Here is a 13,537-nt window from a genome sequence, read left to right as displayed (position 1 = left end):
TGAATTTTATCAAAAGTAATGCGAAAGACATGATTGTCAGGATATTATCATTCAGAGAGAGACGCATTTGCTGTGAGCGTTTTAAGATAATCTTAGCAATTACCACTTTCAAACTGTATAGCAGAATTTTAGTATGCTATATCGGCCGTCACCGTTACAGACTTAATTAAGGAATCGCTCTTATAGCGGTAATCAGGGTGGAACCACGAATATAACCTCGTCCCTGTATGGATTTTTCCATGCAGGTACGGGGTTTTGTTTTTTTACTAACAATAGGAGGCATTTATAATGATAAAAATCAAGTTAAAAGATGGTAAAGTATGCGAAATAGAAAGGGGCACTACAGCATTAACTTTCTTAAAATCCTTAAGTAATAGTCTGGCTAAAAAAGCACTTTCAGTTAAAATCAATGGCGTTAATTCTGATTTAATGACACCATTAAATAATGACTGTTCGATCGATTTCATGACTTTTGAAGATGCGGCCGGACGCTGGGCACTGCGTCACAGTGCTTCACATGTCCTGGCTCAGGCGATCAAGCGTATTTATGGTGAAAAAAATGTCCAATTGGCTATTGGTCCAGCCATTGACAATGGTTTTTATTATGACATTGACATGCAAAAACAGCTTAGTCAATCTGATTTAGATAAGATTCAAAAAGAAATGGAAAAAATCGTCAAAGAAAACCTGCCTATTGAACGCAGAGAAGTAAAGCGTGAAGATGCCATAAAATTATTTGAAGCCAAGGGTGAAAAATATAAAGTTCAACTAATAAAAGATCTGCCGGAAGATGTTCTTATCACACTTTATACACAAGGAGAATTCACAGATCTTTGTGCCGGCCCCCATCTTGTTTCGACCGGCAAAATCAAAGCTCTTAAATTGCAAAATGTTACCGGTGCTTATTGGCGCGGCAATGCAAAAAATAAAATGCTGCAGCGCATTTACGGAACAGCCTTTGAAAAGAAAACGGACCTCGATGCTTATCTTAATATGCTCGAAGAAGCTGCTAAACGAGATCACAGAAAATTAGGCAAAGAACTTGATTTGTTCAGTTTGCATGAAGAAGGTCCTGGTTTCCCATTCTTTCATCCCAATGGTATGATTATAAGAAATGAGCTAATTAATTACTGGCGTTCTGTTCATCGCCGCTATGGTTATCAGGAAATAAGAACACCGATGATATTGAATCGTCAGCTTTGGGAACAGTCTGGGCATTGGGATCATTACAAAGAAAATATGTATTTCACTAAGATAGATGGTGAAGACTATGCAATAAAACCAATGAACTGCCCAGGCGGCATGCTCGTTTACAAAACCCAACCCCATAGTTACCGGGAGCTGCCGCTTAGAATGGCTGAATTGGGGCTTGTCCATCGTCATGAATTATCCGGAGCTCTGCATGGACTTATGCGTGTGCGCAACTTCACACAAGATGATGCCCATATCTTTGCCCTTCCCTCACAGATCGAAGGTGAAATTCAAAGTATAATCGACTTATTCGATGAAATATACAGTACATTTGGCCTATCATATCATGCCGAACTCAGCACTCGTCCGGAAAACTCCATGGGTTCTGATGATGTATGGGAAAAATCGACTGCTGCTTTGCGCAATGCACTTGAAAACCGTGGGTTAAAATATGTTGTCAATGAAGGTGATGGCGCTTTTTACGGTCCAAAAATAGATTTTCATCTAATGGACTCACTGGGCCGTACTTGGCAATGCGGCACAATACAGCTTGATATGTTGATGCCGGAAAAATTTGACCTTACCTATACCGGTGAAGATGGACAAAAACATCGTCCTGTCATGATGCACCGTGTTGTATATGGCAGTATCGAACGTTTTATCGGTATATTGATTGAACACTACGCCGGAGTTTTTCCTGTATGGCTTGCACCAATACAGGCGAAAATTCTGCCGGTTACTGACAAACATGCCGATTATGCCTTTGCCTTGAAAAAGAAAATGTTTGACTTGGGCTTACGTGTCGAAGTAGATGACCGCAATGAAAAAGTCGGTTATAAAATGCGTGAATGCCAAGTCAAAAAGGTTCCATATATATTGGTAGTCGGTGACAAAGAATTAGCTGAAAATACCGTATCAGTCAGAAAACACGGTGAACAAGCCACCAACGCCATGCCTGCCGATCAATTCATCAGCCTACTGCAAAAACAAATTGCTGATAAGGCTTGACGCTCCTATTTAAATTCTCATAATATTACTTATAAAAAATTATGCTGTCTGCCGGCATAGATAGGCTGCCGCATAAACAACATTACCTCATAAAGATGCAACCCGTCTCAATTCCTTTATCCGTCCTTAAAAAGACGAATAAAAGAGCTCGATATTGCATATTTACGAATAAAATGTTTATGTGCGGCAGCTTTTTTCCGTTTATAAATAATTTGTATAATAATACAATGTTTGATATAATAATAGAAAATCATTCATGAGCTAAAGGAGAGATAATAATGGATACTGCTACAGATAAAAAAACTAAATCAACCGCTCTCGGTTCTATTCGTATAGCCGATGAAGTAGTGAGCATCATCGCCGGTCTCGCCGCGACAGAAATCGAAGGTATTGCCGGTATGAGCGGTGGATTAGTTGGCGGCATCGCCGAAATGCTCGGTAGAAAAAATTTTTCTAAGGGTGTCAAAGTCGAAGTAGGCGAACAGGAGGCTGCCGTAGATTTATATCTGATCGTAAAATACGGTGTCCGTATACCCGATATTGCCCTGAATGTGCAGGAAAATGTTAAAAAAGCCATTGAAACGATGACAGGACTGCATGTTGTTGAAGTCAATATTCATGTTCAAGGTGTAGGGTTTCCACCTGAAGAACAAAAGGAAGAGGTCGTCCGGGTCCGCTAAGGAAGAGGTTTTCTAATGGGGATTATCAATAGATTTTTATTGTTTTTTTATACATTATTTTTCGCCTTACTTTCTTTAGGCTTAATTGTTTTATGCACAGGTATCATTCCAATAGATGATTTGTGGAATAATGCATTATATATGCTCAGCCGTTTTGAAACTATTGGTGCAGCCGTTGTCATATTTTTGCTTAGCATTGAACTAATGGGTAATTGTTTTTCCGGCAAAAAAGACAGTGATTTAGGCAATGAAGGTATTATCGTACATGGCAATAACGGTGATGTGCATATCACTAAAAATGCAGTTCTCGACGTCACTAACAGATTATGTCACAATATGCCCGGTGTTTACGATACAAAAATCAAAGTAAAATTTTTAAAAAAAGCCAATCACATTGAAATGAGCACACAATTAAAAATAAGACTGATAATAGGCCAAGAATATGATGCCATCAGAATGTCTGACGAATTGCAAAAAAATATCAAAGATCAACTGTCTTCGTATATGTCCTTGAATGATGTTGCAATTGATATCATCGTCGACAGTGTATCTGATAGCAGCAGCGTAAAAAAAAGGCGCGTAGTTTAAAACAGTAATTAATATGGAGTAAATTATGGAAAACTTTTCTTGGAAAAAGTATATAAAATATCTATGGAATAACAATCCCGGAAAAATTTCCGGGGTTATCCTAGGTTTTGTGTTCAGTTTATCCATTTTGATTTTTGGTTTTTTTAAAACTATATTTGTTTTGTTTTTTGTTGGGGCAGGGCTGTTTATCGGTAACAAAATAGATAAAAAAGATGATTTATTTGAAACTGCGGAAGATATTCTTGATCACATTCAAAAATTTATTCCGCCGATATTTCGTCGTTAAAAAGGAGAATTTTTCATTTATGAGTCGCAGGCAATCACGCTGCGCAGCTTTGCAAACTTTATTCCAGCTTGATTTAAATACCGGCCTCGATAAAGAATCTGCTGTCAATGCTGTCTTAACCACAATAAAGGCTTTAAAAGACTCCGACTCCGCTTATATGCAGGAAATTGTCAGCGGAGTAATTGATAATCAATTATATATTGACGAAGCAATCAGTTCTGTTTCAGGGGACTGGCATTTAGATAGGATGCCAGCCGTGGACAGAAATATCCTGCGTATTGCCGTTTATGAACTTAAGTTTGGCGATAAGGATTTGACTCCTAAGATAGTCATAAATGAAGCTGTCGAACTGGCCAAGCAATTTGGAACAGACGATTCAAGCCGTTTTATTAACGGTGTCTTAGGGTCAATTGTCAAAAAGTAATCAAAGTCGGGCAAAAGCCCGGCTTTTTTCTTAAAAGGAATTAATTTGATGACTATTTATAATGTCAGTGAGATAAATACTTATATAAAAGAACTTTTCAGCACAGATAACAATTTACGCAAAGTGATGATCCGTGGTGAAATATCCAATTTTAAATTCCACTCTTCCGGTCATTGCTACCTTACGCTTAAAGACGAGCACGCTGCATTGCGAGCAGTTATTTTTCGTCGTTTTGCGCAAAAATTACGTTTTAGACCAGAAAATGGCATGAAAGTCATTGCCTGCGGCAGTATAAGCGTCTATGACCGTGACGGGACTTATCAATTGTACATAGAACAGCTGGTACCGGATGGTATCGGTGATTTAAATCTTTATTATGAACAACTAAAAAATAAACTTTCTTCAGAGGGATTGTTTAATCCCGAACATAAAAGATCATTACCTGTTTACCCTAAAACCATTGGCATCATTACTTCCAAAACAGGTGCTGTACTGCATGACATATACAATGTAGCATCCCAGCGCAATCCTGCGGTAAAGTTACTGCTTTATCCTGTAATGGTACAGGGTGATGGTTCTGTCGAGCAAATTGTCAAGGCACTGCAATACTTTGACTGCCATTATGATCTTTGTGACGTTCTTATCATTGGCCGCGGCGGCGGCTCTATGGAAGATTTATGGTCTTTTAACGATGAACGAGTTGTCAGGGCAGTTTATGCTGCAAAATTACCTATAGTTTCTGCTGTCGGTCATGAAACAGACTATACTCTTACCGATTTTGTCAGTGACGTACGTGCTTCTACACCATCACACGCAGCACAGTTATGCGTTCCCTCCCGTGAAGAACTTCTAAAAAAAATATATTTATTACAAACCAATTTATCCAATGTCATTGAAAATTATCTTGACAGCTGTCATACCCGCCTTAACAACTGTCGTAATAACAAACTTTTCAATGATACATACTCTCCTTTAGGTGATAGTTGGCAAGAGCTTGACTTACTTATCAGCCAGCTCAATAATGCTGTAAATCATCAATTTACTGATAGGCAACACATAATTACTGTATTGTCTGAAAAATTGGCTCTGCTCAATCCGGAGACTGCTTTGCAAAGAGGTTATTCAATGGTTTACCGTGGCAATACTATTATAACTTCCACTGACCAATTAACTAAAAATGACTTGCTGCAAATTATACTTTCTGACGGACAAGTATCCGCCACTGTCAATGCTTTAAAAAAGAAAGGTGAGCATTATGCCAAAAAAGAAACAAACATTTGAGGATTCGATAAACAAGCTGGAAATATTAGTTCATGATATGGAAACAAATAAACTTACTCTTAATGATTTAGTAAAAAAATATAAGGAAAGTACTGCTCTCATTCAATTTTGCCGTCAAGAACTGGACAGTGCCGATAAGACTATCTGTAAACTGCTGGAAATTAACGCTGATGGTACCACAACATCTTTAAACCTTGAGACAAAGGAGAATATCTCCAATGAATAAATATATTGCCCACAGAATCGAACTTATCAATAATACATTGTCTGATTTATATCCAGCTGATGCTGCCTTAAACAAAATATTAGCACAGTCAATGAACTACAGTCTGACTGCCGGCGGTAAAAGATTACGTCCGCTGATGCTGATGGCAGCTGCCGATGCGATAGGAGATAACGGTGAAAAATACAACCGCATTGCCTGCGCTTTAGAGCTTATTCACACCTATTCACTTATCCATGACGATTTACCCGCCATGGATAATGATGACTATCGCCGCGGCAAGCTCACCAATCACAAAGTATATGGTGATGGCATGGCAGTCCTGGCTGGTGATGCTCTTTTGACCATGGCCTTTGATGTCATAGCTTCAAATCCCGATATCAAATCGGAGCACCTGTTAAAAGTGGTTCAAGAAATCAGCTATGCCGCAGGTCCGCAAGGAATGGTCGGCGGTCAGGCAATAGATTTATTGTCTGAAAACAAGAATATAAGTTTAACCGAGCTGCGCCAATTACATTCAGCAAAAACCGGAGCATTATTTCGCGCTGCTGTTCGTTCCGGAGCTATTTTAGCGCAGGCTTCTGCTGTTCAATTAGCCGCTCTTACTAAATATGCAGAAGAATTTGGCCTTGCCTTTCAAATCACTGATGATATACTTGATATCATTGGAGATGACAAAAAAACTGGCAAACCAACCGGTAGTGATATTAAAAACCACAAATCAACTTATGTTTCTTTATTATCATTATCCGAAGCCAAACACTTAGCTCAAACTTCAATAGAAAATGCTGTCACTGCCCTAACCATATTTGGTGACAACGCACAATTTTTAAAAACCTTAGTAAAAAACCTTCTGGATAGACAAAGTTAAGGGAAGTGATTTTTTGAATATTTTAGAACAGCTTAATACTCCCGATGATTTAAAATTATTACTGCCTAAACAACTACTGCAGCTTGCCGAAGAAATACGCAGTTTAATTATTGATACAGTATCAAAAAACGGCGGCCATCTGGCTCCAAGCCTCGGTACAGTGGAACTAACAATAGCTTTATACAAAATTTTTGACTTTCCCACTGATAAACTCGTCTGGGATGTCGGGCATCAAGCTTATACCCACAAAATTCTTTCCGGACGACGTGATCAATTTTCTACTTTACGTCAAAAAGGCGGCCTGACTGGTTTTCCCAAGAGAAGTGAAAGCCCTTATGATGCCTTTGGAGTCGGCCATGCCAGCACTTCTATTTCGGCAGCCTTAGGCATGGCAGCGGCCAGAGACATTGATGGCGGACGCTTTAAGGTAATCGCTGTAATTGGTGATGGCGCCATGAGCGGCGGAGAAGCTTTCGAAGCATTAAACAATGTCGGCGCATTGAAAAAAGACATGCTCATCATACTAAATGATAACGAAATGTCTATTTCTAAAAATGTTGGTGCGCTATCATCATATTTTTCCCAGATTCGCACTAATCCGGAATATACCCGGGTAAAAAAAGACATAGGCAGCCTTATTGCCCGTCTGCCTAAAGTAGGACAAACTTTTTACAAAACAGCTGAAATACTAAAGGACAGTGTAAAAAATGCTTTTATTGCCGGCGGCTTATTCGAAGAAATGGGAATATCATATATTGGCCCGGTTGACGGCAATAACCTGCCTAATCTGATAACAATACTGCAACGTATAAAAAATATACACGGCCCTGTCATGCTGCATATACTCACTAAAAAGGGAAAAGGATATCCACCCGCTGAAAAGCATCCAGATAAATTCCACGGCATAGGCCGCTTTAATATTGAAACCGGTCAATCTGTCAGCAAACCTTCATCCATCCCCACTTACACGCAAATATTCAGTAATACGTTATTAAAAATAGCTTCTGATGACAAAGATATTGTAGCAATAACAGCTGCTATGCCCGGCGGCACGGGTCTCAGTGCTTTTGCTCGTCAATATCCCGAACGATTTTTTGATGTTGGTATTGCGGAAGAACATGCTTTAACTATGGCTGCCGGATTAGCTTCTGCTGGGAAAAAACCAGTTGTAGCTCTTTATTCAACATTTGCCCAGCGTGGCTATGATCAGATTTTACATGATATTTGTCTTCAAAATCTGCCTGTAACGATCTGTTTAGACAGAGCCGGTCTTGTCGGTGAGGATGGTCCCACACATCATGGTGTATTTGATTATTCTTTTCTGCGCAATATTCCCGGTATCACCCTGATGGCACCACAAGACGAAAATGAACTTCAGCACATGCTCTACACAGCCATAGAACATAATGGTCCGATCGTGCTCCGCTACCCTCGCGGCCAGGCTTGTGGAATACCAATGGACATCAGTCTGCATCATCTTCCTATAGGGTTCGGTAAAATACTCAGTGACAGCGGAGAATATGCTATCATTGCAATTGGTTCGATGGTCTGTCCGGCATTAAAAGCCGCTGAGATACTGCGCAGCGACAATATTTTGTGTAGTGTAATCAATGCGCGCTTCATAAAACCACTTGACAAAGCGTTGCTCATTACTCTGGCACAAACCAAAAAACATCTTATTACTGTTGAAGAAAACGTGCTGGCCGGCGGATTTGGTTCAGCTGTACTGGAAGTGTTATCCCAAAACAATATTTCTCCAGGCAAAATAACCTGTCTGGGATTACCTGATAAATTTATTCCTCAAGGTCCACGTGATGAACTTCTCCGCGATTACGGTCTTACTGCCGGAGGAATAGCAAAAACAATAAAAAATCTGGTCAATCATCAGCATAATTGATTACGATATGGAGCAGTTGGATGAAAAAGCAACGATTAGATATAGTTTTAGTTGAAAAAGGACTGTTTTCAAGCAGAGAACGGGCTAAAGCTTCGATCATGGAAGGGCTGGTTCTGGTCAATGAACAAAAAATAGATAAGGCCGGAGCACCGGTCGACCCAGATCTACCCATACGTCTATTAGGCGACAGCATCAAATATGTGAGTCGGGGCGGCCTCAAGCTGGAAAAAGCGATAAAAACTTTTTTTCTCGATTTAAAAGATAAAATTTGTATTGATATAGGTGCATCTACCGGTGGTTTCACTGATTGCGCCCTAAAAAACGGTGCGAAAAAAGTTTTTGCCATCGATGTTGGATACGGACAGCTTGCCTGGTCACTCAGAACTGATAAACGCGTGATGAATATGGAACGCACCAATATCCGTTTTGTAAAACCTGAAACTCTTGGTGAATATGCTGATTTTGCTTCTATCGACGTAGCTTTCATTTCACTTGAAAAAGTATTGCCGGTTGCAAAAACTTTATTAAAACCCACCGGTGAAATAGCGGCATTAATAAAACCACAATTTGAGGCTGGCCGGGAACATGTCGGTAAAAAAGGGGTCGTACGAGATCCACTTATCCACACGGCTGTGATAAGAAAAATAGTCGATTTATCGGTACAAATCGGGTTTATCATCAAAAACATAACTTACTCACCGATAAAGGGACCCGAGGGCAATATTGAATATCTCATCCACCTCGGTTGTGACAATTCAACCGACAGTATTAATATTACTGATGAAGTCATTCATGAAATTGTTCATACAGCTCACACTGAATTGGATAAAAACCAACATTAAATTTGTTTATGTAATTTCTATAATATTGAGGCCAAAATATGAGAATAGGTATTTTCCCTAATTGCAAAAAAAAAGACAGCAAAAAAATTTTAGATAAAGTCATAGCTTTTCTCACTGAACGTCATTCTGACATATTTATCCCTTTAAATATGGCTAAACTTTTTGGTTATGAGATCTTCGCCACCGACAATATCTTAAAAACCAACATCGATGTCGGGCTTAGTATCGGCGGTGACGGCACATTACTGGGAGTATGCCGTCTGCTGGCACCACATAATATTCCTGTCTGCGGTATAAACATCGGCAATCTGGGATTTTTAGCCGACATCGAAGTCAGTGAACTTACCAATAAATTGCAAAAAATATTAACCGGTAATTATAAAATTGAACAACGTCTGATGCTGGCCGGTTATCTAAAGAAAGATAATGCATTGAAACTGGCTGGTTATGCTGTAAATGATATTGTACTCACCAGCACCGGCGTTGCCCGCATGATAGGACTTGAATTGGAACTTGACTCTTATAAAGTAGCCGACTATCGGGCCGACGGGCTTATCGTTTCAACAGCCACCGGTTCAACTGCCTATTCTTTATCCGCCGGCGGACCAATAATCAATCCTAAAGTAAAAGTTCTTTTAGTAACACCGATTTGTCCGCACACTTTTTATGTGCGTCCAATGATAATAAATGAAACCGAGCAGATCAATATCACAGTTAAAAACACCAGTCAGCAGGTTAGTTTGACTTTTGACGGGCAGGATATCTGCCCAATCGGACCAGATGAACAAGTGATGATCTGTAAAGCTCCTTTTATGGCTAAAATAATAAAATTTGATGATAAAAATTATTATAAAATTTTATTAAATAAATTGATTCGGAGCGATACTAATGCAGACAATCAGTAATGCTATCCAAATAAATCATTGTCTGCTGAAAACAGTACTGCAAAATGCCAAATTGGTAATTGATGCTACCTGCGGCAATGGCTCAGATACACTTTTTCTTGCTGAAAATTCTCCCGTAGCAAAAATTTATGCCTTTGATATACAGCCAGCAGCTGTTGAAAATACCAAACAACAGACACTGCCTTATAAAAACAAAATCACTTATATCTGCGATTCACACAGTAATGTAAAAAAGTACATTAAACAGATACCAATTGATGTAGCTGTTTTTAATCTTGGCTACCTGCCCGGTGCACCACATTTGATAATGACACATACTAAAACGACCTTGGAAACGCTTGACATAATGAGACAACTTCTAAAAACCAACGGCATAATTTCCATTACGGCCTACCCGGGACATACAGAAGGGAAACGGGAATATAACGCCTTACTCAACTATACTAAAGCCATGGATAAACATACTTATACCGTCGGTTGGTATCAATTACACAATCATATCGATGCACCAGCACTATGCTGGATAGAAAAACAGGGGTGACTACATGAAATCATTGAGACATGAAAAAATTAAAAGCATCATTGAAAATTCCATTATTGAAACCCAGGAAGAATTAGCTGAAGCGCTGCGTAATCACCATATAGACGTTACCCAGGCTACTGTTTCCCGTGATATCAAGGAAATGATGCTAATAAAAATTCCCACCGATGACGGCAGATATCGCTATGCCTGCCCATCCGACAAAAAATTCTTTTTTTCTAAAAATCGCATGGAACGACTTTTTCATGACAGTGTAATACATATTGATTTTAGTGAAAATATCATAGTCATAAAGACCCTGCCCGGTGCAGCCAATGCCGTTGCCTCGACTTTAGATTATGCCAAATGGCCGGAAATAATTGGTACAGTGGCCGGTGATGATAATATATTAATCATCATTAAACCGTTATCCGCAGTGGAGAAAGTATTAAAAAAATTAGAAAAATTTATGAACTGATGAATAAATTTTATCTATTTTAACCAACCAATGTTTATATTAAAGAAGGATATTTCTATATGCTAAAAACATTGACTGTATGGAACCTTGCTCTGATTGAGCATATACAAGTTCATTTTGATGAGGGACTCAATATATTTACCGGAGAAACAGGCGCTGGTAAATCACTATTGCTTGGTGCTTTGGGACTTCTGATGGGACAGCGTTCCAACACTGATTCCATTAGAAATGGTGGTAATTATTTACGTGTTGAAGCTGTTTATGATATAAATAGTGACAAAATACATGCTTTCTTGTCCGACAACGCTATTATTGACGAATCAAATGAACTTATTGTAGTGCGCCAAGTAAACAAAAATGGGAAAAACATCATCCAGATAAACGGTTGTCAGGTAACCTTAACCATACTCAAAGCTCTGGGTGAATTGACTATTGATATTCACGGTCAAAATGAAAATCAATCACTACTGCGTCCAGAAGCACAATTAGCAATCATCGACTGTGCTTCACCCAACTTTGCTTCTTGTATTGCCGATTATACGGCAAAATATCGGCAATATATTGCAGCCCAAAAAAATCTAGAACAAAAATTAACTGATTCACAAAACTATACCAACCGTCTGGACATGCTCCGTTGGCAGTATAATGAAATAAATACACTGGCTGTTAACCCTGATGAAAATATCCATTTAGAAGAAAAAATTAAAAAACTTTCCAACAGCGAAAAAATTGCCGATCTGGTAAAATCCGTTTGCACCACACTATCCAATGATACTGACATCTCCCTGCTCACATTATTATCTTCTATACAAAAAAATCTTGCATCATTAGAAAAATTTGATAAACACTTTGCCGATTCTAAAACAACAATAGATGATATTTACATACAATTGCAAGAAATATCATATGATGTCCGCGACTATGCCGACAATATTGAATATGATCCCGATATGCTTAATCAACTGCTGCACCGCAGTGATGACATCGAACGTCTCTGCCGTAAGTATGGTCCGACAATAACCGATGTCTTGAACTACCAGGAAAAAATTAAAGCTGAACTGAATGAAATTGAAAATCACGATATAATAATAACCGAACTGCGTCAGCAATTAACTGCAGCAACAAAGAAATTACAGGCTGCCGCTGTGCAATTAAAGCAATTGCGCCAGACAACGGCAGCCAAACTATCCCAAGCTATAAAAGCACAATTATTGGATTTGGGCATGCCTAATGCACAGTTCAATATTCAAATAAACGATTTAAAAGACTACACACCTAACGGAACCGAAACAGCGCAAATAATGTTCTGCGCCAACCTTGGTGAAGTAACAAAACCACTGCAGAAAGTTGTCTCCGGCGGAGAATTATCACGTATCGCCCTGGCTATAAAAACTGTTACCGCTGCCAATGATGACCTTGGTATAATGGTATTTGATGAAATAGACAGCGGTATTGGTGGTAAAACAGCACAAATGGTAGCTGAACGCATTGCCAAAATAGCAATTTTTAAACAGGTACTTTGCGTAACTCATCTACCACAGATAGCTTGTATGGCTGATGCTCATTTTTATATTGATAAATATATCCAAAATAACCACACTATAACCCGCATAAAACAACTGTCTGCTGGTGAACAACTCAACGAAATAGCCCGGATGGCCTCAGGTATAGATGTAACACCGGCTTCTCTGGATAATGCCATGGAAATGATTAACAACGCCCGCTTAAAAAAAAATCAGCTAAAAAAAAATTAACATAATTCATTTGAAATTTATCTGGAGATGAACAATATGTATGAAGATCTAATTGAAAAAAAACTTTCATCAGAAAATGTATTTGACGGCAACTTACTACATGTAAAAAAAGATGTTGTCACCCTGCCAAATGGGCACACAGCTTCACGTGAATGGATAAAACATCCTGGTGCCTCTGCTGTCATTCCTTATACTGACAGCGGTGATATTATCATGGTACGTCAATATCGCTATCCCGTTGATAAGGTCACATTGGAAATTCCCGCTGGCAAACTTGATTCACCACAAGAGGATCCTTTTGAGTGTGCCAAGCGTGAACTAAGCGAAGAAACCGGCTACAGTGCCAATAAATACACCAAACTCACTACTATTGCCACTACTGTAGGATTTTCTAATGAATATATTCATATTTATCTGGCTGAAAAGCTTGTGGCCGGAAAAATGCACCCTGACGATGATGAATTTCTTCATTTATTGCGTATTCCATTAGCCAAAGCCATAAAAATGATTTATAATAATGAGATAATTGATGCAAAATCTATTGCAGCAATACTTCTACTTGATAGAATAAAAAATAATACACGCTGAT

The 13,537-nt window shown here is 38.9% G+C and carries 15 protein-coding genes and 1 other annotated feature; all 15 genes read left to right on the top strand.

Translation table 11 applies throughout. The features are described 5' to 3' along the window. Positions 1 to 9: 9 nt before the first annotated feature. Positions 10 to 228: a binding site (T-box leader), on the top strand. A gap of 60 nt (positions 229 to 288) precedes the next feature. Further along, entirely contained in the window at positions 289 to 2,199 is a 1,911-nt protein-coding gene (gene thrS, locus F8M42_RS03050) for a threonine--tRNA ligase (protein WP_182187911.1), read from the top strand. A 278-nt stretch (positions 2,200 to 2,477) separates the two neighbouring features. Next, positions 2,478 to 2,879 carry an Asp23/Gls24 family envelope stress response protein gene (locus F8M42_RS03045; RefSeq protein WP_182187910.1) on the top strand — a complete coding sequence of 134 codons (402 nt, stop codon included), beginning with the start codon at positions 2,478 to 2,480 and terminating at the stop codon, positions 2,877 to 2,879. Positions 2,880 to 2,894: 15 nt separating this feature from the next. Then, the gene (gene amaP / locus F8M42_RS03040; protein ID WP_182187909.1) at positions 2,895 to 3,467 is read left to right on the top strand and encodes an alkaline shock response membrane anchor protein AmaP; all 573 of its coding nucleotides are present in this window, start codon (positions 2,895 to 2,897) and stop codon (positions 3,465 to 3,467) included. A 25-nt stretch (positions 3,468 to 3,492) separates the two neighbouring features. Continuing rightward, complete coding sequence (locus tag F8M42_RS03035) at positions 3,493 to 3,753, top strand: DUF2273 domain-containing protein (RefSeq protein WP_182187908.1); 261 nt, start codon at positions 3,493 to 3,495, stop codon at positions 3,751 to 3,753. A 19-nt stretch (positions 3,754 to 3,772) separates the two neighbouring features. Beyond that, entirely contained in the window at positions 3,773 to 4,177 is a 405-nt protein-coding gene (gene nusB / locus F8M42_RS03030; RefSeq protein ID WP_182187907.1) for a transcription antitermination factor NusB, read from the top strand. 48 nt (positions 4,178 to 4,225) lie between these two features. After that, complete coding sequence (xseA, locus tag F8M42_RS03025; RefSeq protein WP_182187906.1) at positions 4,226 to 5,458, top strand: exodeoxyribonuclease VII large subunit; 1,233 nt, start codon at positions 4,226 to 4,228, stop codon at positions 5,456 to 5,458. After that, complete coding sequence (gene xseB, locus F8M42_RS03020) at positions 5,433 to 5,684, top strand: exodeoxyribonuclease VII small subunit (RefSeq protein WP_182187905.1); 252 nt, start codon at positions 5,433 to 5,435, stop codon at positions 5,682 to 5,684. Before xseA ends, xseB begins: the two co-directional genes overlap by 26 nt. Next, entirely contained in the window at positions 5,677 to 6,552 is an 876-nt protein-coding gene (locus F8M42_RS03015; RefSeq protein WP_182187904.1) for a polyprenyl synthetase family protein, read from the top strand. Before xseB ends, F8M42_RS03015 begins: the two co-directional genes overlap by 8 nt. Positions 6,553 to 6,565: 13 nt before the next feature. Further along, complete coding sequence (dxs, locus tag F8M42_RS03010; RefSeq protein ID WP_182187903.1) at positions 6,566 to 8,449, top strand: 1-deoxy-D-xylulose-5-phosphate synthase; 1,884 nt, start codon at positions 6,566 to 6,568, stop codon at positions 8,447 to 8,449. A 20-nt stretch (positions 8,450 to 8,469) separates the two neighbouring features. Further along, positions 8,470 to 9,291: a TlyA family RNA methyltransferase gene (locus tag F8M42_RS03005; protein ID WP_182187902.1), complete on the top strand. Its 822-nt coding sequence runs from the start codon at positions 8,470 to 8,472 to the stop codon at positions 9,289 to 9,291. Positions 9,292 to 9,329: 38 nt separating this feature from the next. Beyond that, positions 9,330 to 10,196, top strand: coding sequence for an NAD(+)/NADH kinase (locus tag F8M42_RS03000; protein ID WP_182187901.1), 867 nt, complete (start codon positions 9,330 to 9,332; stop codon positions 10,194 to 10,196). Beyond that, entirely contained in the window at positions 10,180 to 10,737 is a 558-nt protein-coding gene (locus tag F8M42_RS02995; RefSeq protein WP_182187900.1) for a class I SAM-dependent methyltransferase, read from the top strand. Before F8M42_RS03000 ends, F8M42_RS02995 begins: the two co-directional genes overlap by 17 nt. Positions 10,738 to 10,741: 4 nt before the next feature. Further along, a complete protein-coding gene (gene argR / locus F8M42_RS02990) occupies positions 10,742 to 11,194 on the top strand; it encodes an arginine repressor (protein ID WP_182187899.1) in 453 nt (150 codons plus the stop codon). Between the two features lie 59 nt (positions 11,195 to 11,253). Then, positions 11,254 to 12,948, top strand: coding sequence for a DNA repair protein RecN (recN, locus tag F8M42_RS02985; protein ID WP_182187898.1), 1,695 nt, complete (start codon positions 11,254 to 11,256; stop codon positions 12,946 to 12,948). Between the two features lie 36 nt (positions 12,949 to 12,984). After that, the gene (locus tag F8M42_RS02980) at positions 12,985 to 13,536 is read left to right on the top strand and encodes an NUDIX domain-containing protein (RefSeq protein ID WP_182187897.1); all 552 of its coding nucleotides are present in this window, start codon (positions 12,985 to 12,987) and stop codon (positions 13,534 to 13,536) included. Position 13,537: the final 1 nt, after the last annotated feature.

It is taken from the genome of Pectinatus frisingensis (genome assembly GCF_014076555.1).
Classification (GTDB): Bacteria; Bacillota; Negativicutes; order Selenomonadales; family Selenomonadaceae; genus Pectinatus; species Pectinatus frisingensis.
This window is presented reverse-complemented; position numbering and strand designations above follow the sequence as displayed.